Source organism: Hamadaea sp. NPDC050747 (assembly GCF_040654195.1).
Taxonomy (GTDB): Bacteria; Actinomycetota; Actinomycetes; order Mycobacteriales; family Micromonosporaceae; genus Hamadaea.
The window spans coordinates 1-25425 of sequence record NZ_JBFAHM010000011.1 but is presented as its reverse complement, the minus strand read 5'-3'; the positions used below and the strand labels follow the sequence as shown (position 1 = coordinate 25425).

Sequence of the window (25425 nt, the reverse complement as noted above, 5' to 3'; positions counted from 1 at the left end):
CCATCACAGATCGGCCGAGAAGTTTCGCTCAGCCGGGGTAGTCGCCGTCCGGCGTGCGGTAGCACGGCGACGCGATGATGACCGCCAGCCCGTGGTTGCCTTTCCCGCTGCTGATGGTGGCCGTGTAGCCGTCGCCGGTACGCACGTTGAGTTCGCCGCCGACGCCGTCACTGAACTCCCGGCTCGTGATGGACGTGTATCCCTGCAGCGCCAGCTGTTCACCGAGGACGGCGAGCGCGGCGCGATGCTGCGCCCCGTCGAGCAGGACACTGTCGGTCGCGGTGACCTGGTACTCCGGTCCGTTGTCGCCGCAGGGCGCCGGCCCGATCTTGGCGGTCGCCGCGTCGTGGGCCGCCGTCGGAGCCGCCGTCGCGAGTTCCGTGATGATCGCGGTCAGCCGGCTCTGGACCTGCGCCTGGGTGTCGGCCAGGGTGGCGATGGGCACGGTCGTCATCGTCTCGTCCTTCGTGGTGCAAGCGGCCGGCATCAGCAGGGCAAACAGGGCGGCGAACGCCCGGGCGGCGTACGCGATCATGGCGCGCGGCCGTGGTCGAGGGTGACGCGATCGTAGTCGCCGATGACGATCCGGCTGATGTTGGCCAGGCTCTGGCTGTCGGACGCCCAGTAGCCGCTGTGCCCGGAGGTGTCGACGTGATACCGGTTGGCCCCGAAGCTGGGATCGGTCGGCTCGTTGTCGTGGATGCCCCAGATGCTGCCCAGCGGGCCGGCGATCGGATCGTCCTTCGCCGCACCGGCCCACACGTGATGCGGGTCGATCTGCAGGTCGGCGACGGTGTTGACGTCCATCCCGGGGCTGCCTGCGGTGATGATGTCGTCGGCGGCCAGGCCGTCACCGGAGTGGGCGGCGTTGCCGACGACGGTGCTGCCGTAGCTGTGGCCGAGGACGCTGGTGTGCGCGGGCCCGCTGCCGTGGGTGACGTGCAGTCCGTCGACGAATCCGTCCAGCAGCGGCGCGCCGGCCTCAGCCCGTTTGTGGCTGATCGCCGACCAGTCGGCCTCCGGGGAGTCGTAGCCGAGCCAGGCGATGACGCTGACGCTCTCGCCCGTGCCGACGGCTTGGGCGTACGCACCGCGCTGCATCGTGGTGGCCCGGTCGATCTCGCCGCTCATGCCGTCCAGTGTCGTCCCCACTCCGGGCACAAGCACGCAGGTGTTGGCCGCGTCGTCGGGATTGCCGACGGCCACGATCGCCCGGCCGTCGCCGGTGTTGTCGAGGCCGAGCAGGAACAGCTGCTCCTTCGGGTCGCCGTACTCGTTGCGTTCGAGCCGGTCGAGGAGCCGCCGGCTGCGTTCGAGGTCGCGGTCGTCACCGGCGCCGGTCAGCTCGGCGAGGTGCGACCGCAGTGCCAGCCGGTTCGCGGTGTCGCGGTCGGTGGCCGGCAGCCCGTCGAGGTTGCCGACCAAGTGCGGGTACGCGTCGAGGTAGAGCTGTCGTTGCTGGTCGGTCAGGCCTTTCCACCAGTCGGCGACCTGCTGAGGGTCGCTGCCCGGGCGCGGTACGCGTTTCGGGTCGACACCGAGCCAGGCGGCCACCCCGGTGGCGGCGTCGGACATGCGGTTCCAGTCGTCCGCGCCGGTGCGCCCGTGCCCGTCCGGCCGCAGCCCACCGAGGACGCCGGCCACCTGCTCGTCCAGCCGTTGGGCCCGATGGACGACGTCGGCGATGCGGCGGGTCCACTCGTCGGCGGCCGAGCTGTCCTCGTCGTGGAGCCGCCGGGCGACGCCGTCTTCGCCGACCCGGAACCCGGCGGCCTGGGCGGCTTCGAGCTGATCGTGCAGGGCGGTCTGCAATTGGGCGAAGCGCGCGGCCGCCTCGTCCAGGACGACGTCGACAAGTCGGGCGGTACGCGCCCTGATCTCGAACTGGTCGTCGACCGCGTCCACCCGGGGCAGCGCCGCCGAGGCAGCCGGGCCCGCCCAGCCCGACCGGTGCAACGGCCCGATGAGGGTGTGCACCGACCGGTCCTCCAGGGTCGTCACCCGCCGCCCGTATGCCTGCCACGCGTCGGCGGCCTGGCCCAGGGCGACGAAACGGGTGTCGCGCAACTGGACGAACCCGGCGGTCACCGGATCGTCCCAAAGTCCGCCACGCTCGCAGCGTCGGCGTGCTCGTAGGTGGCCGCCGACTTCTGCAACCCCTCCGCCAGGCCCGCCATCTCCCGGCCGAACGCCGTCTCCTCCCGATCCCAGAGATCCATCAACTCGGTCAGCGCGCCGCCCGTCGACCAGTCCCGCAGCGACCTGGCCGCGTATGTCATGTCGTCGGACACGTCGCGCAGTGCCCGGCTCGCCTGCCCGGCCAGCTCAGTCGTCGCGTCGGCCGCCGATCGGAGCACCTGCGGCGAGACCCGGACCTCGGTGGCGGACCGATCTCCGTTCACGATCATGAGCCAGACCGTAGGCGGTCACATCGAAGATCACCATCCCCTGTGGATAACCTCAGCGACTCGGTCTACACCGTGGTCAGGTGGCGGAGATGAGCCCCTGCTGGTACGCGTACCGGACCGCCTGGGCCCGGTCGCGTACGCCGATCTTGGCGAGCAGGTGGTTGATGTGCGTCTTCACCGTCGCCTCGGTGACGAACAGCCGCGTGGCGATCTCGGTGTTGGACAGGCCTTCGGCGATGAGCATCAGCACCTCCGTCTCGCGTCGCGTGAGCGACCCGTGCGCGGGCGCGGCCAACGCTGAGACGAGGTGCCGCTGGACGGCCGGGTCGAGGACCGCCTGATCGTCGTGCACGCGCCGCAACGCCTCGTGGATCTCCTGCCCGCCGGCGTCCTTCGTGAGGTAGCCGTGGGCGCCGGCCCGCATCGCCTCCAGCACCGAACGGTCGTCGGAGTAGGTCGTCAGCACGAGGATCTTGACGTGCGGGTACGCCGCCCGCAGCCGCCGGGTGGCTTCGACGCCGTCGCAGCGGGGCATGCGCAGATCCATCAGCACGATGTCGGGTCCGAGCGCGGCCACCAGCGCGATCGCCTCGTCACCGTCGGCCGCCGCCCCGACGACCGCCACCTCCGGCAGCAGGCCCAGCACCAGCGTCAGACCTTCCCGGACCACCCGTTGGTCGTCGGCGATCAGCACCCTCAGCACGCCGGTACGCCCAACTCGACGCGGAAGCCCGTCGCCGTCGGCCCCGTACGCAGCGTGCCGCCCAAAAGCTCGGCGCGTTCCCGCATCCCGGTCAGCCCATAGCCCTCACCCGGGCGCGGCGTCACATCGAGCGACGGCGGCACGCCGAAATCCTCCACCACCAGGCGAGCCAGCTCTTCCTCGTAGGAAAGCGTGATCTCGACGCGATCCGGATTCGCGTGGCGGGTGACGTTCGTCAGCGACTCCTGGGCCACGCGGTAGACCGCGACCCGCGCTTGCGCGCCGAGGGCGTACGCCTCCCCGCGAACCCGGTATTCGCAAGCAATCCCGTAGGTGTGGGCGAACCCGGCGGCCAGTCCGCTTAATCCCTCGGGACCCGGCAACTCGTCGTCACGCAGCATGCCGATCGCCCGGCGCGCCTCGTCGAGCCCCGACCGCGCCAGGTGATGCGCCCGTTCGACCGCCTGCCGCAGACGCGGATCGACGGCCTCCCCGACGGCCAGCATCCGTGCGCCTTCGAGCTGCAGCATGAGCCCGGACAACGAATGCGCCAGCACGTCGTGCATCTCGCGAGCCAGCCGCTGACGTTCGGCCAGCCCGGCGGCGTGCGCCTCGGCCGCCCGGCTTTCCGCCAACTCGGCCAGCAACCGCTCGGATCGCCGGTTGGCCTCGTTGAGCCGCAACGCCAGGAAGAACATGCCGTAGAACGCGCCGATCATGACGGCGTTCAGCAAGCCCTCGGCGATCGAACGGTGCAGCATGGTGGTGGCGAGCAAGCCGAGGGAGACCAGCGCCACGACGGCCAGCAGAGCCGCGGTGTGACCGCGTAGCCGCGGCCCGAGCATGGAGATCCCGACGAAGATCCCGGCGATCGCCGCGCCCGACTGCAGCCATGTCAACGTGACCGCGGCGGCCAGGAGCGCCACCACGAACACCAGCGGGACCGGCGTCGGCCGCCACAGCGTCGCCACCACTCCGGCACTGGCAAGGACGAACACGGCGAGCGCCAGCCCCACCAGGTCGACGCCCGGCTGCGGAGCCGAGGTGCCGACGCTCCCGATCACGACGAGAAGCACCAGCGGAACCAGCAGCCGCAGCCAGCGCAGCACCGGCTCCTCCCGGCGCTGCCGGCCGTCGAAGGTCGCGGGCGTACGCACGCCTCGACCCTACGGCGACCACCGTGGAGCCGCCTCCAACCAGGGGTGGAGAAGAACCTCCACTGCCACGCCGAAGACCACGGCGGCCCGAACCGCGAGCCTGTCGGCATGCGTACCGTCAGACTCCTCGCGGCCGGTTATCTCGGCCTCAGCCTGCTCACCTTCGCCGCCGTCATCGCGCTGCGCGGGCACCCCGACATCGTCACCGACGCCGTCTGGGTGCGTACCTTCCTCGTCGTCCTCAGCTCCATCGCCGTCACCTTCTTCGCGGCCCGCGCCGCGAAGGGGTCACGTCCGGCGCTGCGGCGGCTGCGCCTCCTGTCCGGCGTCATGACGGTGGCGATCGTCGTCATCGTCGCCCTGCCCGGACTGTTCCCCGGCTGGCTGCGGATCGAGCAGGCGGTGTGCGGCGTACTGCTGCTCGCGGTGTTCCTGCTGAGCCGCCGGGCCTTCCCGGAATCCGAACGGCAGGCCGCCTGACGAATCGTCTCAGGCCGTCCGGCCACGCCAGCGGTACAGATGCTCCGGGCGGCCCGTCGACCCGTACCGCAGATTCAGCTCGATCCGCCCGCTGTGGGCCAGGTCCGCGAGGTACCGCTGCGCGGTCGCCCGGGAGACGCCCGTCGCATCGGCCACGTCGATCGCCGTGACCGGACCCGGCGCGGCCCGCAGCGCCTCGAGGATGCGCTGCGCGGTCACCGCCGACCGGCCTTTCGGCAGCGCGCCCGTGGGCGCGTCCGCGTCGTGCAACAGGGCCACCGCCCGGTCGATCTCGGCCTGGTCCAGGTCGCGGTCCCCCGCCAGGTGGCCGCGGAAGCGGGCGTACGCCAGGAGCCGTTCCCACAGCTGGGCGGCGGTGAACGGCTTGACCAGGTAGTTGAGCGCGCCCGTCGACAGGGCGGAGCGAACGGTGGCGGCGTCGCCCGCGGCGGTGAGCATGATGACGTCGGCGTCGAGCCGCCGCACGATGCCGGTGCCCAACCCGTCGGGCAGATACTGGTCGAGCAGGACCAGATCGGGATGCAGCCGCTCGCATTCGCTCACCGCCGCCGCGGCGGTATGCGCGACGCCCACCGAGTGGAACCCCGGCACCTTGTCCACGAAGGACGAATGCAGCGCCGCCACCCGGAAGTCGTCGTCCACGACCAGTACGCCGATCACTGCGCCTCCCACGCCAGCGCGGCGGCCGGGCTGAGCACGCCGGGCAGCTCGGCGACGAAGACCGCGCCGCCGGTCTCGCCGGGCGGGCCGAGGCGTACGTCGCCGCCGTGGTGCCGGGCCGTGCGGCGAGCCAAGGCCAGCCCGAGCCCGCTGCCCGGTGAGTCCTTCGTGGACGCTCCCGGCAGGAACGGGTCGGACAACGTCACCCCGTCACCGCTGTCGGCCACGTAGACGTGCAGATCCCCGTCGTGGGCGAGCAGGCTGACCTCCACCCAGCCCGGCTGACGAACGCCGGTCGCGGCGGCCCGGATCGCGTTGTCCACCAGGTTGCCCAGAACGGTGACGACATCCAGCGGCGACGTGAGCCGGCCCGGGATCCAGGTGTCCTCCCCCAGCCGAAGGCTCACCCCCGCCTCGGACGCGACCGCGCTCTTCGCCGCGAGCAGCCCGTCCAGGTACGGGTCGCCGACCTCGCCCGGCGGCGCCCCGGCGGCCGCGGTCGCCGACAGCTCCCGCATGTACGCCCGCGCCCGTTCGACCTCGCCCAGTTGCAGCAGCCCGTCGAGGGCGTGCAGCCGATTGGTGTGCTCGTGCGCCTGCGCCCGCAGCGCGTCGGTCAGCGCCCGGGTCGCCTCCAACTCCCGGGCCATGTCATCGAGGTTGGTGTGATCGCGCAACGTCAGCACGGTGCCGAGATCCTGCCCGCCGCGCTGGACCGGCCGGCGGGTCACCACCACCACTCGTTCGCCGAGCATCCGCAGTCCGCTGGTCAGCGACGACCGGTCCTCGAGGAGGGCGCGGATCTCGTCGGTGGCCGGTGATCCCGGCGTGACCGGCTGGGTCAGGAGCTTGGCGGCCTGTTCGGTGCACACCCCGACCCGCCCCGCGACGTCGACGGCCAGCACCCCGTCGCGTACGCCCTCCAGGACGGCGACCTGTTCGCGTACCAGATCAGCCAGATCCGCGGGCTCGAGCCCGAATGTGCGCCGCTTGAGCCGGACCGCGAGCAACGCCGCTCCCCCGATGCCGACGGCGAGCGAGAGGATCGTGAAGCCGATGGCCCACGGCAGGATCTGATCGAGGCGATCGCCGATGCGGTCGGCGTGGATGCCGACGCTGACCTCGCCCACGATGGCGCCGGTCGAGTCGCGCAGCGGCACCTTGCCCCGCGCGGACAGGCCGAGCGTGCCGCGCTCGATGTTGACTTCCTCGCTGCCCTGGAGTGGACCGGTCGGATCGGTGCTGACCCGCTGGCCGATGCGATCCGGTTCTTTGTGCGAGAAGCGGATGCCGTCGGCGTCGGTGATCACGACGAACAAGGCCTTGTTCGCGGCCCGGACCCGCTCGGCGTAGGCCTGGACCGGCCCGTTGACGTCGGGCCGGCCGGTGCGGACCTGATCGCCGAGCCCCGGCTCCTGGGCCACCGACCGGGCGACCGCGAGCGCCCGCTGCTCGTACTGCTGCTCGATCTCATGCCGCAGCAGCAGCACGGCGAGGGTGAACCCGGCCGCCGCCACGATGGCGACCACGACCACCTGCAGCAGCATCGTCTGCGTGGCCAGGCGGAGGGGGCGGCGGCTCATGCCCGTCAAACTACCTGGGAAAACGCGGTGAGCAGAATGCGCAGAACGCCATCTACGTAACTTGGCCGCGCAATGGACGAAACCGCGCGGAAACCTTCCGGCCACCTTTACGGTCTGCCGCTATGACCCAGACCACATCCGCCATCCGGCTGCAACGGGCGACCAAGGTGTTCCCCGCGGCCGGGGGCGGCACCTTCACCGCCATGCGCGAGGTCACCCTCGACGTCGCGCCGGGCGAGTTCGTCACCGTGGTCGGCCCGACCGGCTGCGGCAAGTCCACCACCCTGGCGCTGATCTCCGGGCTGGAACCGGCCAGCGCCGGAGAGGTCGGCGTCGCCGGCACGCCGGTCACCGGCATCCCCGGGAACGTCGGCTACATGTTCCAGCAGGACGCGACGCTGCCGTGGCGGACGGTCGTCGACAACGTGGCCCTCGGGCTGCGCTACCGCGGGATGCCGAAGGCGGAGGCCCGGGAGCGGGCCCAGGAGTGGGTCGACCGCGTCGGCCTGCACGGCTTCGAGAAGTACTACCCGCATCAGCTGTCCGGCGGCATGCGCAAGCGGGTCGCCATGGCTCAGACGCTGATCACCGAGCCGCAGATCCTGCTCATGGACGAGCCGTTCGGCGCGCTCGACGTGCAGACCCGGGAGCTGATGCAGGCCGAGCTGCTGCGGCTGTGGGCCGGGACCGGCGCGGCCGTCGTCTTCGTGACCCACGACCTGACCGAGGCGATCGCGCTGGCCGACCGGGTCGTCGTGATGACCGCCGCGCCCGCCACCGTCAAGAGCATCGTCCCGGTGACGCTGCCCCGCCCCCGCGACGTCGAGGCGATCCGGCTCGACCCGGCCTTCCTCGACCTCTACCGCGAGGTCTGGGACTCCCTGCGCGAAGAGGTCGAGATCGCCCGCGAGAGAGGAGCCAGCCGTGGCTGACGTCGGCATCGCAATGGTGGACAACCGTCCCGCCGAGATCGCCCTGCGCACCCCGAAAGACCGCCGCTGGACCGTGTACGCCGGCCGCGTCGTCCTGGTCGCGTTGTGGCTGGGCTCGTGGGAGGTCGCCGGAACCTACTGGATCGACCCGTTCTTCTACTCCAAGCCGAGCCTGATCTGGCAGAAGCTGATCGACTGGTTCACCGAAGGCACCTCGTACGGCAGCATCTGGCTCCAGATCAGCTACACCCTCCAGGAAGCGGTGTACGGGTTCGCCCTCGGCGCGGTCGTCGGCGTCGTGCTCGGCGTCGTCCTGGGCCGGTCCCGGTTCCTGTCCGACGTCCTGGCCCCGTTCATCAAAGCCGCCAACGCCATTCCGCGTATCGTGCTGGCCTCGTTGTTCGTGATCTGGTTCGGCTTCGGCATGAGCTCCAAGGTCGCGACCGCGTTCGTCCTGGTCTTCTTCGGCGTTTTCTTCAACGCCTTCCAAGGCGCCCGGGAAGTGCCGAAGGTCATCGACGACAACAGCCGCATCCTGGGCGCCTCCCGGCTGCAGATGATGCGCACCGTCGTGCTGCCCAGCGCGACCTCGTGGATCCTCGCCAGCCTGCACACCGCGTTCGGGTTCGCACTCATCGGCGCGATCGTCGGCGAGTACACCGGCGCCGACAAGGGTCTCGGCATGCTCATCGCCCACTCGCAGGGCACCTTCGACTCGGCCGGCATCTACGCCGCCATGATCATCATGACCGCGCTGGCACTGCTGGCCGAGGCGGTCCTCACCCTCGTCGAGCGCCGGCTGACCCGCTGGCAGCCTCGCTAACCCCTCCTCACTCCGATTGGACTGCTCATGCGTAAATCCATCGCTCTGCTGGCCGTGCCGGCGCTGGTCCTGGGCCTGTCGGCCTGCCGGGGCCAATCCCCGTCGGCAGGCTCCGCCGGCGGCGGCACCCAGACCATCACGATCATGGTCGGCGGCCTGGACAAGGTGATCTACCTGCCGGCCAAGCTGACCGAGCAGCTCGGCTACTTCAAGGACGCCGGGATCACCGTCGACCTCAAGAGCGAGCCGTCCGGCGCGGACGCCGAGACCATGATGCTCGCCGGTCAGGTCGACGGCGTCGTCGGCTTCTACGATCACACCGTGCACCTGCAGGCCAAGGGCAAGTGCGTCGAGAGCGTCGTGCAGTTCGCCGACGTGCCGGGCGAGGCCGAGGTCGTCGCGACGAGCAAGGCCGCCACGCTGTCCTCCGCGAAGGACTTCGCGGGCAAGAAGCTCGGCGTGACCAGCCCCGGGTCGTCGACCGACCTGCTCACCCAGGCCCTCGCCGTGCGCAACGGCGTCCAGAAGTCGCAGTACACCACGGTCAAGGCCGGCGCAGGCGCCACCTTCATCGCCGCCATCGACAACGGCGGCATCGACGCCGGCATGACCACCGACCCGACCATCGCCAAGCTCACGAGCACCGGCAAGGGCAAGGTCATCATCGACCTGCGGACGGAAGAAGGCACCAAGGCGGCCCTCGGCGGGCTCTACCCGGGGGCGTCGCTCTACATGCCCTGCGACTACGTGTCCTCCCACAAGGAGGCCATCCAGAAGATGGCCACGGCGTTCGTCAAGACGCTGAAGTTCATCAACACCCACACCGCCGCCGAGATCGCGGCGAAGATGCCGGCCGACTACGCCGGAGAGGACGTCAAGCTCTACGAGCAGTCGATCAACGACTCCAAGGGCATGTTCACCGCCGACGGCCTCATGCCGGCGGACGGTCCGCAGACCGTGCTCGACGTGCTCAAGGAGTCCAACCCCGACGTGCAGAAGGCCGGCACGATCGACCTGACCAAGACCTTCACGACGGACTTCGTGAAGGCCGCGGGCTGATCCTTGTTCCACGGCCCGCGAGGGGGACACCGTCTTCCCCGCGGGCCGCTCTCGCCGCCAGCGACACGACGCCGGCTCGTCAGCCTTTCAGCGCGGAGATCAGCGTCGCGACAGCACCGATGATCGCCGCGACGATGGCCGCTGCGGCGTTGAGCTGAGCGTCGCGACTCAGCCCGGCCCGATCGTGCAGGGTTCGTTCCGGACGTGGCACGTCCGCCTCCGCGCCCGACCCACTGTCATTGGATCCTGGAGCGGCCGAGACACTCTCGCCGGAGGAACGACGCGCCTCGGATCGTAACGATGTCAACGCTAGAGCCGTACAGGCGCCGATCCATGCCAGCTTCATGATCTCGCCGGCCAGACCACCACCCAACGAGCCAACGGTTACCGTGAAAAGCACGGCGATGCCACCAGCGACCAACGGGCTCAACCTGAAGCGCATTTGGAGTACGGCGAACGTCGACAGCAAGATGGACACCGTCAGCAGCTGGTACACCGATCGTTCGACGGAAAAGATCGTTGATGCCAAGACCATGAACACATCCTCGGATGGACAGTCAATTCTCGCGGCCGGCCCGCAGGTTGACAACGGATTCGGGCGAGGTGACTAGTTCTGTGGCTGCAGGGCCAGGAAGGCACGCACGAGTTCGTCCGTGTCGCCCTGACCACGCGGCATATTGAGCTTCACGGCCGACTCGTCGGAGAACACGAGCATGAGTTTGCGCATCGCGACGCCACCGCCGACCCGCACCTGAAGGAGGTCCGCCGGGCCGTACTGCGCCGCGAGGACGTAGGTCGGCCGAATGAGCCCGAACTTCAGCGTGAAAGCCAGGTATCGCCGCGAGGTGACGGCGAAGACGACCTCATAGGCCGCGGGGAACGTCGCAGCGAGGGTCCCGCCCGGATCATCGCCCCGCAATGCGTCGACGCCGATGTCCAGCGTCCCCTTGACCGCACCGGTGATCGCGCCTCCGACCGCGCCGCCGATGCCGATGACCGCGCCGAAGACCTGACTGAACGCGGTGTCCACGAGCGCGCGCCCTACCGTGCCATTCGGCCGGCAAAGGAATCCGCACTGCACCGATTCACCCGGCTCCAGAGCGGTCGCCGCATACTTCCGCACGGCCTTCGTGTAATTGACCATGCCCATGCTGTCCTCACCCGACCCATTCGAATGCGGAATGCTCATCGATGCGCAAAAGGCTAGTCATCGATGGATACGCCGTGATCCGCTGTTCGGGCTGCCAGCGCGGCCGATCACAGGTCGGTGGGGAGCCCACTCGCGCCGCCCGCCGGGCCCAACGTCACGGCCTGTCGGCCGACGGGTGCCTAGTGCGGATCGACTGGCGTACGCGGCCGGTCGGAACGGATTGCCCGGAGCCGTCCGCCTCGCTCTCTAGTATGGAGGGTGTGGATGCCGCTTTGATTCGCGTTCCGTCCGCCGGCTCCGACGATGATCCGCTGGCCGACCTCGCCGAGCTGCTCACCGCTGACGACGCTCTTCGTGGCCTCGTCCGCCTGGTGCCCCGGCCGCCGGTCGCCGGGCAGCTCGGCGGCGGCTGGGATGCTCTCGCCGTTGGAGTGGGATCCGGCGGTGCGGCCACCGCCCTTGCCACTGGGGTCGCGTTGTGGCTGCGCAACCGGTGGCGTACGCCGCGGGGCACGGTCACGGTCGACATCGAGCTGCCCGACGGAACCACTGTCCATATTGGCGCTGACGGCACGGCCGAGCCGGAGAAGGTCGTCGAGGCGGCGCTCCGCCCGTGGGCACACGACCGGTGACCCGCCGCTTCCATCCCGGCGACTCCCGTGCGGTTCTCATCGGCGCCGGCAAGTATCGCAAGCTTCCGTCGCTGCCGTCGGTGCGGACGAGTCTGGAGGAGTTGCGGTCGGCGTTGACCGATCCGCGGCTGTGCGGCCTGCCGGCCAAGCATTGCGTCACGGTGGCCGACCCGACCGACGGCAACCGGGTGGGCGAGGCGCTGGCCCGAGCTGCCGCCGAGGCCACCGACATGCTGCTGGTCTACTACGCGGGGCACGGGCTCACCGGCATGAAGCGCCAGCAGCTTTTCCTCGGCCTGCGCGACACCGATCCGCAGCGACCCCAGTTCAACTGCCTGCCCTATGACGTCCTGCGCGAGGAGGTGCTGGGCAGCCGGGCGAAGAACCGGATCGTCATCCTCGACTGCTGCTTCTCCGGCCGGGCCACGACGCCGTTGCTGAGCGCCGACGCCTCGATGGTCCTCGACCAGATGGACATCGAGGGCGCCTACGTCCTGGCGGCGAGCCCCGCCAACAGCCCCGCCGTCAGCGGCGAGCGCATCACGGAGTTCACCCACGAACTGCTGCGCATCCTGCGCCAGGGCGTGCCGGCGTACGCCGAGAACCTGACGTTGGACACGATCTACACCCATCTGCGCGACGTGATGCGGCGGCGCAACCTGCCCGAGCCCAAACGCCTGCACACCGACGCCGCCGGGCACCTGGCGCTGGCGCCCAACCCCATGTACCCGATCATGGTCGCCCGCCGGAGGGAGGCCCAGGAGCTGGAGCGTCAGGCCGCCGACGACCGGCCGAGTCCGGCGGACGCCGCGATGACGGGCGTAGTGAATCAGGCACGGCGGACTCAGGCCCTGCTCGATCGGCTTTTGCGGCACGTGGACGGTCTCGAACGCGACGAGGAGGATCCGGATCGGCTCGACCAGCTCTTCCGCATCGACCACCTTGCGGTCCGCATGCGACGTGCGCAGGAGAACCTGATGGTCCTCGCCGACGCGGAGCCGATCCGGCGATACCGCGACCCGGTGCCGCTCTACGACGTGCTGCGGGCGGCCCAGAGTGAGATCGAGCAGTATGACCGGGTCGAGCTCGACGACATCGACAGCGCCGTGGCCGTGATCGGGCATACGGTCAACGATGTGACGCACCTGCTCGCCGAACTCCTCGAGAACGCGACCGCCTTCTCGCCCCCGCATCTGCTGGTCCGCGTACGCTGCCGGCTGCTGGGCGACCGGGCGCTGCTCGCCATCGAGGACTCCGGGCTCGGCATGTCCGACGACTCGATCGCCGAGGCGAACGAGATGCTGTCCGGTCGCGTACCCGTCGACACGGACTCCCAGCGGTTGGGTCTGGCGATCGTGGCCAAACTCGCCCGGCGGCTCGGGATCTGGGTTCAGCTTCGCAGTGCGGAGCAGGAGAATCGCTTCGGCGGCGGCATCATCGCCGACGTCTCCCTGCCCGAGTCGCTGCTGGTGCGACGGGCCACCGCCCGGGGAACGGCCAGGGTGCCGTACGGCTCAGCACCGGCCGCCACTGAGTGAACAAGGTGGCCGACGTCGTTGTGGCATGCCAGGCCGTGGTGGGGGTTCCGCGGCCTGGCATGCCGGTGGTGGAGCCGGGGCGGGTTACGGGCCCAGGCTCGGCGGGATCGGGTTCCAGGGCACGTTGGGCGCCGGCGCGGACAGGGCCGCGCTGATGCCCGCCGCGTACGCGGTGGTCCCCTGTTCGTTCGGATGGAACGAGGCCATGCTGGGCGACCTGTCGCCGTCACCCTGGGTGGCCAGGGTCAGCCCGTTGATCCAGTTCTGGCCCAGCACCTCGCAGGCGTCATGCCTGACGAACCGGTCGTCGACCGGGGCGAAGGTCACGTTCATTCCTTCGGTGGCCCACAGATGGAGCACCGTGTCGCCCTGCTTGCGAGTCAGGTACGCCTGCAGCGGAAGGATCGCGTTGAGTTCCCAGGGTTCGACCCAGCATGCCTCTGCCTCGCTGATGTTCATCACGACCGGGTAGTTCGCCAGCACGATCTTCGCCGTCGGCGCCTGCGTCTTGATCTTGCGCAGCAGGGCTTCGAGGTCGGGGATCGTATGGTCGTCCAGCTGGTCGTAGACGGTGTCCCAGAGCGCCGACTCCTGGCACATCGGCATGCCGACGCAGGTGGTGAGGACGTTGCCGAAGACACCGCCGTCGTTGCCGCCGATCGTCAGGATGACGTAGTCCGTGTCCTGGTTCAGGACGCCGGAGTAGAGCTGCGGATATTCGTACCACTGCCCCGTGCCGTCGTAGTCGGCGCTGCCGACGCGGCCGTACCAGGGGGTGGTCAGTTGCTCGGTCACCGCCCCGGAACAGGCGACGAAGCCCAGTTCGACCGAGGAGCTCCACTGATTCTCCAGCGTGCCCACCGTCTGGGTCATGCCCGGCAGGACCAGTTTCCGGGCCCACGCGTCGGGGCTGCGGCGGCACGAGTTCTGCCATTTCCGATCGCCGCCGTCGACGTTGGTCTCCGCGTAGTAGCCCGCCGCTCCCGTGGCCGCCGGGTCGCCGGTCCCCTCCCCCGATGAGTACGAGTCACCGAGGACGGCCACCTTGACGGGTTCGCGGCTCAGCGGCTGGAAGGCCATGGCGTCCCAGGCGACGTTCTCGGTCCCGTCGCCGTCGAGGGTCACGTTGGTGAGGCTGACGCTCGGCACACCGTTGAACTTGAACGAGCCCAGCGAGACCCAGTTGTTGGCTTGGCGCTTCTGGTTGATGTAGCGCACGGCCGAACGCCCGTCGCCGAAGTGGATCGTGTACTTGGCCTGCTGGGTCCGGGCTCCGTGGTCGGGCAGGTGGACCGCCACCCGCATCCAGGTGTAGATCGCGCGGTTCAGCTTCCAGGTGCCGACCACTTCGAGTCGGTCCTGCAGGCCGCCCGGACTGCCCGATCTCGTGTGGCCGAAGATGAACCGCCCACCGAAGCCTGCACCGAGCTGATGGATGTCGACCTTGGACGGCATCGTGCCGTTGGCGTCGGTGGCGAAGCTCATCGAGAACGTGCCGTCGCTGGTGATGTTCGCGCACGGGCGAACGGAGGGCACGCCGTTCACATCCTCGTCGATGATGTACGCACCGGTCGGCGCGGCGTTGCCCGTCGCCGACGCGTTGCGGCTGCAGTTCGGCGGATAGGAGGTGCCGTTGGCCTCTTCCATCCAGTCGGAGGGGAACCGGAGGAACTCGGAGCCGCACTCGACGCTGCAGTTCTTCCACGTCGCCGGGCGGTTGTACCAGCAGCGGAAGTCTGGGTAGCCGTTCTGGACGCTGCGGCATGGGCCCGGGACGTCCGGAATCGCCTCCGGATCCCACGGGACCTCACCCACCAGATCCTTGTCGCACCGGTTCGTGTCGTCGCAGAAAAGGTCCATCGGCGGCTTCACCTCGTACCGGTATTCGTCGGTGTTCCACCACGCGCCCCGGAAGGCGGGTACTTCGACGCCGGGAGCCTCGTACAGCCCCATCGGCCAGGCCGCCCAGCCCATGACCCGCTCCGGGTAGGGCCACCAGTTGGGGTGCACCGCGTCGGAGAAGTGGTTGCCGTGCAGGAACGGCTCTCGCTGCGGGTCGTATTTGGGGTTGGCGGGGTTGTTGTGCCAGCCGACTCCCCAGGCACCGTTGTTCTTCGACGCGTCGGCCTGCGGGTAGAAGCCCGAGTTGTACGCCCACACGGCGTAGAACCAGTTCTCGATGTAGGCCGGATTGCCGTTGTTGATACGCAGCCCGGCGCTGTAGGTCTGGTTCCATTTCTGTACCAGGATCTGCAGACCGGCAGCGATGTTGGAGGCGTAGTCCAGCGCGATCGCGTGCTGCTGTTCGGAGGTGCGCTGGCCGATCCGCATGCCGTCGGTCACCTGCATGACCCCGTAGCCGCAGTCCGCGTCGGCCATGTTGATGTCCCAGTCGTCGCCCTCGTAGCCGTTGTAGATGTCGATGCCGTAGTAGTTGCCGATGATCGGGTTGCCGGTGACGCCGGGCATGGCGTACCGGGAGGCCTGCCACAGGTTGGATTCCTGCATGGCGACGCCGAGCAGGATCTGCGCCGGTACGCGGCTGGCGGGCCACCCGGCCAGCGCCGGCGTCGGGAACAGCTGCATCGGCTTGGTGGTGGTCAGCGCGACCCGGGTCCGCCAGCCGTCCACGCCGGTGGGGTTCCACGTGGCGTCGAGGTTCTTGGTGATCGCCTGGTTCGCCGCCCATTCGACCTGCCGCGGTTTGGGCTGCATGGCCTGACGGCGGTGGTCGTTGCGGGCGATCGCGCAGGTGCGTTCGCTGGAGCTTTCGGGCAGGTCGTCGACGACCAGGTTCGCCGCGAGCGTCGCGGCCGCCGCCAGGGGAGCCAGCGCGGGTGACATCGTCTCGCCGATGGGTGTGGCGCCGCCGGCCGCCAGAGTTCCCCGGCCGGCCGGAGACGTGGCCGCGGCGGGGTGGGCCAGGTCGATGCCCAGCCGCACGGTCTGGTTGGTGGCCGGGACGGTGAGCGACAGCTCGATCGGGGCGGCTTCCTCGTCGGTCAGCGGGACCCGTCCCTTGGCCCAGTCGACGTCGTGGACGAAGACCGCGGCCGTGGTGCTGGCGCTCGCGCCCGGGGCCACCTTCGGCAGGTGCTTGAGATAGCCCGCGGTGCTTCGCACCGACGCGGCGCCGACGATCGCGACCGTGCCGTGCGCGGCCGGGGCCAGGCTGAAGCCGTCGAAGGCGCCACGGGCGACCTCCGCGGGCGTGGCTCCGGCAGCGCTGTTCTGCGCGAGCTGTGCGCGGCTCAGGCGCAGCGCCGCCAATTGTCCAGCTGCGCCGGGTGCGGCCGCCGGTTGGCCGGGCGAGGAGACCCTGTCCAGATAGACCACGCCGCCGTCGGCGTCGGCGGTCAGCCGGAACGGGACGCCGCTGGTCCGGGCAACCAGCCCGATCTTCCCGTCCTCGACCCGCACGATGTGCGCGCCCTTGGCCGCGACGATCCGGGTCCGGCTCACCGGAATCGCCGAGGTCACCTGTCCGTCGAGCTCGACTGGCTTCGCCACGACCTTGCCGTTGCGCGTGTCGACGATCGCCAGCCGGGTCCGCCCCTGGTCGTCGCGGGCCTTGGCCTGCGTCAGCACGGCGAGGTCGTCGGCGCCGCACCCGGGGTTGAAGTAGGCCAGGGAGGCGGTGACGCCCAATTTGGTCACCTGTCCGGTGCGCAGGTCGACCACCGCTGCGAAGCCGGCCCGGTCGAACAGATCGGGCTTGTTGGAAAACGTCCGGGGCGCGTAGACCGCGACCACCTTGTCACCGGACGAGGTCAGGCAGGCCTGCCCGATCCACTGGTCGACGTCGACCAGGCTCTCGCGCAACGTCGCGACGACCCGCCAGGCGTAGCCGTCGGCCGCGCGGGCCGAGAGAATGTGCAACCCGCGCCCGTCGGCCGTCGCGGCCCAGGCCAGGTCGGTGGAGGTCTTCCACCGCGGGGTGAGGACGCGGTCGCGGTCACGTTCGGGGACTACCTGGGGTACGCGGCTGTCGCTGCCGGACGTCGCGCCGGTCGGCGCGGTGGCGGGCTGCTCAGCGTGCGCGGCCGTGGTGGGAATGCTGAAGATCGCGGCCGCGAGCAGCAATGCGGCGTGCTTGCGGGCACGGATGACCGTCGGACGGGTCTGCATGTGCGTCTCCGGGGGTGGGGAGGGCTTACGGGGGCTCGCGTTCACGCCGTCGCGCTGCGGCCGGTCCGGGCTGCGGCCGGCCTTGGATCGGCGGAGTTCGGCCCGATGGCTGCCGTCGAGTGGGGCAACCGTGGAGCAGGGGGTGCGAGCCCGGCCGATCGCCGGACCCGCACGCCGAGCTGGTCGTCAGAGGCCGAACCACATCATCCGGATGGCCCGGTCGAACCCGAGCCAGCTGTAGTAGCCGGGGGCGCCGTCGATCGGGCCGGTGTAGCCGCCGCTCCGCTTGGCGATGGTCTGGATGCCCATGTAGGTGTACTTGCCCGGGTAGCCGTCGATCGGGCCGCTGTAGACCTTCTCGGCCGTCAGGTACCGCTGGACACCCTTCCAGGTGTTGACGCCGGGATATCCGTCGGCGGGTCCGGTGTAGCCGAAGGTCGCCGCCGGTCCGGCCTGGATGCGGCACCACATCGGCATGTCGGTGGCGCTGCCGCTGTTGGTCAGGCGGTACATGTTGTCCTTGCAGAACTGTGTGGTGTAGGAGTTGCCCGCCTGGGCCGGCGTGGCGACAGTGAGGCCGGCGAGCGCCACGCTCACCGCGACCGCCACTGCGGAAGTGCGCTTCCAGTTCATGATGATCCTCTCCAGGGGACGTTCACGCGATCAAGGAGGGCGATACTTACCTAGATCGATCTGATTGCGACTGTAGGCTTCGCGCGGGGCGGGCTGAACCCAACGAATCCGCGAAAATCGGCGCCGGGACCGTGCGCGTCGCCACCCGACGGGTGGGACGAAAGTCCCGGTCCGGAGTGCTGGGCGGCACTTCCGCCGGTGCGGGGTGATCACGAAGCTGGGGTCATGACGACTTACGCCGACGCTCTCGGCACGGCCGGTGCGGACGCACTGCTGGCCGACGGACGCATCGTGCGGATCCGCCCGGCGTACGCGGGTGATCGCGACGGCTTGGCCGCCATGTTCCAGGCCAGCTCCGTCGACGCGCTGCGGCTGCGGTTCTTCGCCGTGCCCGGTCCGGCGGTCGTCGCGGCCGAAGTGGCCCGGCTGACCCGCCCGGCCTCGGCGGAGCACGGCGTACTCGTGTCGACGCAGGCCGGGCGGATCGTGGGCGTCGCATCCTACGAATGCGGCCAGGCCTCGTCGGCGGCCGAGTTCGCGGTCTTCGTCGCAGAGGACGAACGGGGCCGGGGCATCGGCACGGTGCTACTGGAGCATCTCGCGGCGATGGCCAAGGCGAACGGCGTACGCGAATTGTCGGGCGAAGTGCTGCCCGCGAACTATTCGATGCTGCGAGTCGCCCGGGACCTGGCCGCCCACGCACGGTCCGACGAACTGGCCGAGGTCGTGGACGTCGGCCTGCCGATGGTCGCCCAGGATGCGGCCGTCAGCGCCGCGGACGTGCGTAACCGGACGGCGGAACGGCTGTCGTTGCGGCCACTGCTCGCACCGCGATCGGTCGCCGTCGTCGGCGCGAGCCGTACGCCGGGCGGGGTCGGCCATGAGACGCTGCGAGCCCTGGCCGAATACGGGTTCAACGGCACGCTGTTCGCGGTCAACCCGCACACCGACAACGTCGCCGGGCTCCCCTGCGTCACATCGCTGCGGAAACTGCCCGACCTGGTCGACCTGGCGATCATCGCGGTGCCGGCCGCGGCGGTGCCGGAGGCGCTGCGGGAGGCCGGCGAGTCCGGCGTACGCGCCGCGATCGTGCTCAGCGCCGGATTCGGCGAGACCGGACCGGCCGGCCAGGCGTTGCAGGACGAGGCGGTACGCATCGCGCGCAAACACAGCATGCGACTGCTCGGCCCCAACTGCGTCGGCCTGCTCAACACCGATCGGTCCGTACGCCTCAACGCGACGTTCGCCGGTGCCCCGCCACTGCCGGGCGCGCTCGGTGTCGCGTCGCAGTCCGGGGCGGTCGGGATCAGCCTGCTCGACCATCTGGCGCGCTGCGGCTGCGGAGTGTCGTCGTTCGTGTCCCTCGGCAACAAGGCCGACATCAGCGGAAACGACCTGCTGGCGTACTGGTATGACGACCCGGCGACCAAGGCGGTCGCCCTGTATCTGGAGTCGTTCGGCAATCCGCGCCGGTTCGCCCGGCTCGTTCGGGAACTGGGGCGGCGCAAGCCGGTGCTGGCGGTCAAGAGTGGCCGGACCGTCGCCGGGCAACGCGCGGGTGCGTCGCACACCGCGGCGGCGGCCGCGCCGGATGTGGCGGTGGACAGTCTCTTCGCGCAGGCCGGGGTGGTCCGGTGCAACGATCTCGGTGAACTGATCGACGCCGCGCGGATGCTGGTGGATCAGCCGCTTCCGGCGGGCAACCGGATCGCCGTGATCGGCAACGCCGGTGGGGTCAACGTGCTGGCCGTGGACTCGGCCGAGGCCGCCGGGCTGGAAGTCCCCGCGGCGAGCCCGCAGTTGGCGGCCCGGCTGGGCGGTTCGGGACAGAATCCGCTCGACCTCGGCGCGGAGGCGAACCCGCAGGCATTGCGGGCGGCGTTGACCGCGTTCGCCGAGTCGGGCGAGGTCGACGCGATCGTCGTCGTGGTCGCCGCGACCCGGGCCAACGACGTGCCCGGCATGCTGGCCGCAGCCGGTGAGGTCTTCGACGCACATCCGGATCTGCCCGCCGCCGGCGTCGTGGTCGGCCGCTGGGACGTCTCCCACGTCGGCGCCTGCCCCGAACGACCGGCGTACGACCTGCCGGAGCGGGCCATCCGCGCACTCGGGCACGCCGCCCGGTACGCCGCCTGGCGCCGGGAACCACTCGGCGGGCCGCCGGTGCTCGACGGCATCGACCCCGTACGCGCCCAGGCCGTGATCGCCGCCGCGAACGAAGGCTGGCAGCCGGCCGACGTCACCGCCGAACTGCTGCGCTGCTACGGCATTCCGCAGATTCCGCAGGCGACCGCCGCGACGGCGGACGAGGCCGTCGCCGCCGCCGACCGGCTCGGTTACCCGGTCGTCGTGAAGTCGGCCGTCCCCGATCTCGTGCACAAGACCGAAGTCGGCGCGGTACGCATCGACTTGCCCGACGCCGGGGCAGTGCGTCAGGCGTACCAGCTGATCGGCGCGGCCTTGGACACGACGCACCCGCACGTGCTCGTGCAGCCGATGGCGCGTGGACACGTGGAGCTGGCGGCCGGCGTCGTGCACGACCCGCTGTTCGGCTCGCTGGTGATGCTCGGCCTGGGCGGTGTGCTCACGGACCTGCTCGGCGACCGGGTGTACCGGCTGACGCCGATGTCCGATCGCGACGGTGAGCGCATGTGGCGATCGTTGCGCGGCGCGCGGCTGCTGACGGGGTTCCGCGGCGCGCCGGGGGTGGACACTGCGGCGGTCGAGCAGCTGGCACACCGGCTGGGCCGGCTCGCGCAGGACCTGCCGCAGGTCGCGGAGCTGGACCTGAACCCGGTCATCGCCGGACCGGACGGGCTGGTCGTGGTGGACGCGAAGCTTCGCCTGGCCGCGGTGGGCGAGGAGCCGGATCCCTACCTGTTCCGCCTGCGCTGAGCTGGCGGGACGGTCAGTGGCCGCCCTCGCGCAGCTTCGTGGCCAGCACCGCCGCCTGCGTGCGCCGTTCCAGTCCCAGCTTGGCGAGCAGGCTCGACACGTAGTTCTTGACGGTCTTCTCGGCCAGGAACATCTGCGCCGCGATCTGCCGGTTGGTCAGCCCGTCGGCGATGTAGTCGAGGATCTTGCGTTCCTGCTCGGTCAGCCCGCGCAGCTGAGCGGGCTCCCGTTGCGGGTTGCGGATGCGCTCCAGGACCCGCGCGGTGACCGCCGGGTCCAGCAGGGACTGCCCGTCCGCGACCCGCCGCACGGCGTCGACGAGGTCGGTCCCCTTGATCTGCTTGAGCACGTAACCGGCCGCTCCGGCCATGATGGCCGCGAACAGCGCCTCGTCGTCCTCGTAGGAGGTCAGGATGAGCACCTGGATGCTCGGGTCGACCGAGCGGATCTCCCGGGCGGCGTCGATACCGCTGCCGTCGGGCAGACGCGCGTCCAGGATCGCCACGTCGGGCCGCAGCGCGGGTGCACGGTGCGCGGCCTCGGTCGCCAGACCGGCCTCACCGATCACCTCGATGTCGCCCTGCGCCTCGAGCAGCTCACGCAGGCCGCGCCGGACGACTTCGTGGTCGTCGAGCAGGAACACGCGGATCATCCACTCAGTCTGCCAGGGTTGCCGACGCGGCGCACAGGGACTTTAGTCCCGCGCCGCCACGGGCCATCGGTCCTGCCGGATCACGCCCGGCGACCCTGACCCCGCGCTCCGCGACAGTGGATTGTGAGAACCATGACGACCATCGGACCGGCGACCGGCCGTACCCTCCGGGTGGCGGCCCAGGTCGCGCTCAACGCCCCATCGATCTTCAACACCCAGCCGTGGCGGTGGGTCGTCGAGGACCACGCGATGCAGCTGTGGGCGGACCGTTCACGGCAGCTGCTGGTCGCCGACCCCGACGGCCGCCTCCTGACGGTCAGTTGCGGCGCCGCGCTGCATCACGCGCGGGTTGCGTTGGCCGTCGCCGGCCACCACGCCCAGGTCCGCCCGCTGCCCGACCCGGCTGAACCCGATCTGCTCGCCGAGGTCAGCCTCGGCACGGACGCCGATCCCCGCACCGAGGACTGGGCGGCGTACGCGGCGATCTCGCAACGGCGCACCGACCGGCGGGCCTTCACCGGACAGCCGGTGCCGGTCGCCGTCATTCAGCGGCTGATCGCCTTGACCGAGCGCGAAGGCGCCCATCTGGCGGTGCTCCGCGGCGGCGAGATCGACGACCTCGCCATCCTCGCCGCTCGGGCGGCCGAGCTGCAGTTCGCCGACCCGGCGTACCGGCACGAGCTGGCCGCTTGGACGCTGACGGCTCCCCAGTCGCCCGCCAACGGCTCGGGAGTACCGGCCGAGACCGCGGTGTCGCCGTCGCCCCGGCGCGTCCCGATCCGCGAATTCGCCCAGCCCGGTGGCGCCGCGCTCGACCCGGGTGACGAGAACGACGGCGGCACCCTGTACGCGGTGCTGTTCACCGACGAGGACACGCCGTCGGCCTGGCTGCGGGCCGGGCAGGCGCTGTCGGCGCTGCTGCTCGCCGCGACCGCGGCCGGTCTGGCGGGCTCTCCGATCAGCGATGTCACCGAGCACACCCTGACCCGCGAACGGCTGCGGCACGTGCTGGCCGGAATCGGCGCACCACAACTGGCCGTGCGCATCGGCTACCCCCCGGACGGCACGCCACCGGCCAGCCCACGCCGCCGGCTCGGCGAGGTCGTCAACCTGTCGAGCTGAAGGAGGCTCTCATGTCCAGCAGCACCCCCGTCGCGCCGGTCGTCGTCGGTGTCGACGGCTCCTCGTCCAGTCTTTCCGCCGCCCGGTACGCCGCCCACCTGGCCGAACTGCGCGACGCCCCGCTGTCGCTCGTCTACGGCTACGAGATCCCGATCTACGGCTACCTCCCGGTCGCCGTGGCCGACCGGTACACGGTGGACGATCAGGCCATGCGAGCCGACGCCGAAACGATGCTGGCCTCGGCCGTCAAGCAGCTGAAGGAGGATCACCCGGGACTGGCCGACATCAGTGCCCGTGTGGTCACCGGCGGCGCGGCCGGCGTCCTGCTGGAGGAGTCCCGCCACGCTCAGGTGACCGTGGTCGGCTGCCGAGGACTCGGCGGCTTCGCCGAACTCTTGGTCGGCTCGGTGTCCGCGCAGGTCGCCACGCATGCGCACGGTCCGGTCGTCGTGGTGCGCCCGCCGGCTGTCAGCGTCGCGCGCGGTCCGGAGCAGCCGCCGCTTGCACTGCCGCCGGACGGTCCGATCGTCGTCGGCGTGGACAGTTCGCCGGGTGCGCAGATCGCGTTGAAGTGGGCGGTCGAGGAGGCCCGGCGGCGCGACACCTCGATCATCGCCGTGTACGCCTTCCCCGTCGGCCGCGACGAGCCGTACTTCGAGGTCCGGCAGGACGAGGCCGTCGCCGAGGAGATCCTGTTCGACGCGGTCAGCCCGTGGCGGCACCAGCCGGGCGTCGACATCGAGACGCGTACGGTGGCCGCGCAGCACGTCGAGAAGGCGATGATCGACCAGACCCTCGGAGCCGGGCTGACCGTCGTCGGCAGCCGCGGCGGCGGCGGATTCACCGGGCTGCTGCTCGGCTCGGTCAGCCGGGCGCTGGTGCATCACGCGCACGGGCCGGTCGCCGTCATCCACAAAGCGGACTAGCACGCTGTCCTTCGAGGGCCGCCGGGCATCGAGCCCGGCGGCCCTTCCGCGTATTCGCCACACCGCATCCGGGTCTTTGGTCCCGCCGTCGGGCACACTTCGGCACTGACCTTCGTCCCCCGCGCCCGGCAAAGATCGGGGCATGACGATGACTTCCGAAGAGGTCGCCACCTACCTCACCGCGGAGGAGCTGGCCACCGTGAACGCCTGGTGGCGGGCGGCGAACTATTTGACCGTCGGGCAGATCTACCTGATGGACAATCCGCTGCTCCGGGAGCCGCTGGCGGCCGAGCAGATCAAACCTCGGCTGCTGGGGCACTGGGGCACGAGTCCGGGGCTGAACCTGATCTGGGCGCACATGAACCGGGCGATCATCGCGCGGGATCTGAACGCGCTGTTCGTGACCGGACCCGGCCACGGCGGCCCCGCGATCGTCGCCAACACCTGGCTCGAAGGCACCTACAGCGAGGTCTACGCCAGCGTCGGCCGCGACGAGGACGGCCTGACCCGGCTGTTCCGGCAATTCTCCTTCCCCGGTGGCATCCCGAGCCACGTGGCCCCCGAAGTACCCGGCTCCATCCACGAGGGCGGTGAGCTGGGCTATTCGCTGATGCACGCATACGGGGCCGCGTTCGACAATCCCGACCTGGTGGTCGCCTGCGTCATCGGCGACGGCGAGGCGGAGACCGGCCCGCTGGCCGCCAGCTGGCTCGGCAACGTCTTCCTCAACCCCGTCACCGACGGCGCAGTGCTGCCGATCCTGCAGCTGAACGGCTACAAGATCGCCAACCCGACGCTGTTCGCCCGCATCCCCGAGAAGGACCTCCTGGAGATCCTGCACGGCTACGGCTACCAGCCCGTCGTCGTCGCCGGCGACGACCCGGAATCCGTGCACAACCAGATGGCCTGCGCCCTCGACTGGGCGCTGGACGAGATCAGGCGGATTCAGCAGGAGGCCCGATCCGGTGGTGATCGCGAGCGACCCCGCTGGCCCATGATCGTGTTGCGTACGCCGAAGGGCTGGACCGGTCCGGTGGAGGTGGACGGGGTGCCGGTCGAGGGCACGTTCCGGGCGCATCAGGTGCCGCTGCCGGGCGTACGCGAGAACGCCGAGCATCGGGCGCAGTTGGAGCGGTGGCTGCGGTCGTATCGTCCGCAGGAGTTGTTCGACGCGACCGGCGCTCCGACGCAGCGGCTGGCGGCCAACGCGCCGCGGGGTGCCCGGCGGATGTCGGCCAACCCGCACACCAACGGTGGTGCGCTGCTGCGTGACCTGGTCCTGCCCGACATCGGCGAGTACGCCGCCGACGTGCCCGCACCGGGCGGCACCACCGCCGAGGCCACCCGGTTCACCGGCGCGTGGCTGGCCGAGGTGATCCGGGCCAACCCGGACCGGTTCCGCCTGTTCGGCCCGGACGAAGTCGCCTCCAACCGGCTGGGGGACGTCTTCGGCGTCACCGATCGCGTCTTCGAAGCACAGATCCTGCCTGGTGACGATCATCTGGCGCCGGACGGGCGGGTGATCGAGGTCCTGTCGGAGCATCTGTGCCAGGGATTCCTCGAGGGCTACCTGCTCACCGGCCGCCACGGCCTGCTCACCAGCTACGAGGCGTTCATCCACATCGTCGACTCGATGGTCAACCAGCACGCCAAATGGCTCAAGACCACCCGCGAGATCTCCTGGCGGCAGCCCCTGGCCTCGCTGACCTACCTGCTGTCCAGCCACGTCTGGCGCCAGGACCACAACGGGTTCTCCCACCAAGACCCCGGCTTCATCGACCACGTCGTCAACAAGAAAGCCGAAGTCGTCCGCGTCTACCTACCCCCGGACACCAACACCCTGCTGTCCACCATGGACCACTGCCTGCGCAGCCGCCACTACGTCAACGTCATCGTCGCCGGCAAACAACCCGCCCCCAACTG

Annotated in this window: 22 protein-coding genes; 10 read left to right on the top strand and 12 right to left on the bottom strand. The window is 70.4% G+C overall.

Features of this window, described 5'->3' with window-relative positions:
- Window positions 1–28 precede the first annotated feature (28 nt).
- The 5 genes from AB0H43_RS25785 to AB0H43_RS25765 all read right to left on the bottom strand — a co-directional run bounded on the left by AB0H43_RS25785 (window position 29) and on the right by AB0H43_RS25765 (window position 4268).
- A complete protein-coding gene (locus tag AB0H43_RS25785; protein WP_360003198.1) occupies window positions 29–535 on the bottom strand; it encodes a hypothetical protein in 507 nt (168 codons plus the stop codon).
- On the bottom strand, window positions 532–2088 hold the full coding sequence (locus tag AB0H43_RS25780; protein WP_360003196.1) for an alpha/beta hydrolase: 1557 nt from the start codon (window positions 2086–2088) through the stop codon (window positions 532–534). Before AB0H43_RS25780 ends, AB0H43_RS25785 begins: the two co-directional genes overlap by 4 nt.
- Window positions 2085–2408, bottom strand: a complete 324-nt coding sequence (locus AB0H43_RS25775; RefSeq protein ID WP_360003194.1) for a type VII secretion target — start codon at window positions 2406–2408, stop codon at window positions 2085–2087. Before AB0H43_RS25775 ends, AB0H43_RS25780 begins: the two co-directional genes overlap by 4 nt.
- A gap of 76 nt (window positions 2409–2484) precedes the next feature.
- Window positions 2485–3111: a response regulator transcription factor gene (locus tag AB0H43_RS25770; protein WP_360003192.1), complete on the bottom strand. Its 627-nt coding sequence runs from the start codon at window positions 3109–3111 to the stop codon at window positions 2485–2487.
- On the bottom strand, window positions 3105–4268 hold the full coding sequence (locus AB0H43_RS25765) for a sensor histidine kinase (protein ID WP_360003189.1): 1164 nt from the start codon (window positions 4266–4268) through the stop codon (window positions 3105–3107). The genes AB0H43_RS25770 and AB0H43_RS25765 overlap by 7 nt, the downstream gene beginning before the upstream one ends.
- 108 nt (window positions 4269–4376) lie before the next feature.
- Between AB0H43_RS25765 and AB0H43_RS25760 the strand changes: the two genes are divergently transcribed.
- Window positions 4377–4748: a hypothetical protein gene (locus tag AB0H43_RS25760; RefSeq protein WP_360003187.1), complete on the top strand. Its 372-nt coding sequence runs from the start codon at window positions 4377–4379 to the stop codon at window positions 4746–4748.
- A gap of 9 nt (window positions 4749–4757) precedes the next feature.
- On the opposite strand, the gene AB0H43_RS25755 is transcribed toward AB0H43_RS25760, so the two are convergent.
- Both AB0H43_RS25755 and AB0H43_RS25750 read right to left on the bottom strand, forming a co-directional pair.
- Window positions 4758–5429 (bottom strand): response regulator, encoded by a 672-nt coding sequence (locus tag AB0H43_RS25755; RefSeq protein ID WP_360003185.1) that lies wholly within the window; start codon window positions 5427–5429, stop codon window positions 4758–4760.
- Window positions 5426–7012 (bottom strand): sensor histidine kinase, encoded by a 1587-nt coding sequence (locus AB0H43_RS25750; protein WP_360003184.1) that lies wholly within the window; start codon window positions 7010–7012, stop codon window positions 5426–5428. Before AB0H43_RS25750 ends, AB0H43_RS25755 begins: the two co-directional genes overlap by 4 nt.
- A gap of 122 nt (window positions 7013–7134) precedes the next feature.
- Between AB0H43_RS25750 and AB0H43_RS25745 the strand changes: the two genes are divergently transcribed.
- Genes AB0H43_RS25745 through AB0H43_RS25735 form a run of 3 tightly spaced genes read left to right on the top strand, consistent with a single transcriptional unit; the run spans window position 7135 to window position 9826 of the window.
- Window positions 7135–7944 (top strand): ABC transporter ATP-binding protein, encoded by an 810-nt coding sequence (locus AB0H43_RS25745; RefSeq protein WP_360003183.1) that lies wholly within the window; start codon window positions 7135–7137, stop codon window positions 7942–7944.
- On the top strand, window positions 7937–8767 hold the full coding sequence (locus AB0H43_RS25740; RefSeq protein WP_360003181.1) for an ABC transporter permease: 831 nt from the start codon (window positions 7937–7939) through the stop codon (window positions 8765–8767). The genes AB0H43_RS25745 and AB0H43_RS25740 overlap by 8 nt, the downstream gene beginning before the upstream one ends.
- Window positions 8768–8794: 27 nt before the next feature.
- Window positions 8795–9826 (top strand): ABC transporter substrate-binding protein, encoded by a 1032-nt coding sequence (locus AB0H43_RS25735; RefSeq protein WP_360003179.1) that lies wholly within the window; start codon window positions 8795–8797, stop codon window positions 9824–9826.
- A 79-nt stretch (window positions 9827–9905) separates the two neighbouring features.
- Here the strand turns inward: AB0H43_RS25735 and AB0H43_RS25730 are convergent, their stop codons facing one another.
- On the bottom strand, window positions 9906–10361 hold the full coding sequence (locus AB0H43_RS25730) for a hypothetical protein (protein ID WP_360003177.1): 456 nt from the start codon (window positions 10359–10361) through the stop codon (window positions 9906–9908).
- Window positions 10362–10433: 72 nt separating this feature from the next.
- On the bottom strand, window positions 10434–10856 hold the full coding sequence (locus AB0H43_RS25725; protein WP_360003175.1) for a hypothetical protein: 423 nt from the start codon (window positions 10854–10856) through the stop codon (window positions 10434–10436).
- A 380-nt stretch (window positions 10857–11236) separates the two neighbouring features.
- Between AB0H43_RS25725 and AB0H43_RS25720 the strand changes: the two genes are divergently transcribed.
- Window positions 11237–11608, top strand: coding sequence for a hypothetical protein (locus AB0H43_RS25720; RefSeq protein WP_360003173.1), 372 nt, complete (start codon window positions 11237–11239; stop codon window positions 11606–11608).
- On the top strand, window positions 11590–13146 hold the full coding sequence (locus AB0H43_RS25715; protein WP_360003171.1) for an ATP-binding protein: 1557 nt from the start codon (window positions 11590–11592) through the stop codon (window positions 13144–13146). The genes AB0H43_RS25720 and AB0H43_RS25715 overlap by 19 nt, the downstream gene beginning before the upstream one ends.
- Window positions 13147–13230: 84 nt before the next feature.
- Here AB0H43_RS25715 and AB0H43_RS25710 read toward each other — a convergent pair whose 3' ends face one another.
- Both AB0H43_RS25710 and AB0H43_RS25705 read right to left on the bottom strand, forming a co-directional pair.
- Window positions 13231–17274: a hypothetical protein gene (locus AB0H43_RS25710; protein WP_360003169.1), complete on the bottom strand. Its 4044-nt coding sequence runs from the start codon at window positions 17272–17274 to the stop codon at window positions 13231–13233.
- Between the two features lie 186 nt (window positions 17275–17460).
- Complete coding sequence (locus tag AB0H43_RS25705) at window positions 17461–17907, bottom strand: hypothetical protein (RefSeq protein WP_360003168.1); 447 nt, start codon at window positions 17905–17907, stop codon at window positions 17461–17463.
- Between the two features lie 225 nt (window positions 17908–18132).
- Here AB0H43_RS25705 and AB0H43_RS25700 point away from each other — a divergent pair, with 225 nt between their 5' ends.
- Window positions 18133–20802 carry a GNAT family N-acetyltransferase gene (locus AB0H43_RS25700; RefSeq protein ID WP_360003166.1) on the top strand — a complete coding sequence of 890 codons (2670 nt, stop codon included), beginning with the start codon at window positions 18133–18135 and terminating at the stop codon, window positions 20800–20802.
- 13 nt (window positions 20803–20815) lie between these two features.
- On the opposite strand, the gene AB0H43_RS25695 is transcribed toward AB0H43_RS25700, so the two are convergent.
- On the bottom strand, window positions 20816–21454 hold the full coding sequence (locus AB0H43_RS25695) for a response regulator transcription factor (protein ID WP_360003164.1): 639 nt from the start codon (window positions 21452–21454) through the stop codon (window positions 20816–20818).
- A gap of 132 nt (window positions 21455–21586) precedes the next feature.
- Between AB0H43_RS25695 and AB0H43_RS25690 the strand changes: the two genes are divergently transcribed.
- The 3 genes from AB0H43_RS25690 to AB0H43_RS25680 all read left to right on the top strand — a co-directional run.
- On the top strand, window positions 21587–22576 hold the full coding sequence (locus AB0H43_RS25690; protein ID WP_360003163.1) for a nitroreductase: 990 nt from the start codon (window positions 21587–21589) through the stop codon (window positions 22574–22576).
- 11 nt (window positions 22577–22587) lie between these two features.
- Window positions 22588–23502 carry a universal stress protein gene (locus AB0H43_RS25685; RefSeq protein WP_360003161.1) on the top strand — a complete coding sequence of 305 codons (915 nt, stop codon included), beginning with the start codon at window positions 22588–22590 and terminating at the stop codon, window positions 23500–23502.
- Window positions 23503–23650: 148 nt separating this feature from the next.
- A partial coding sequence (locus AB0H43_RS25680; protein WP_360003822.1) for a phosphoketolase family protein occupies window positions 23651–25425 on the top strand: 1775 nt, incomplete at its 3' end.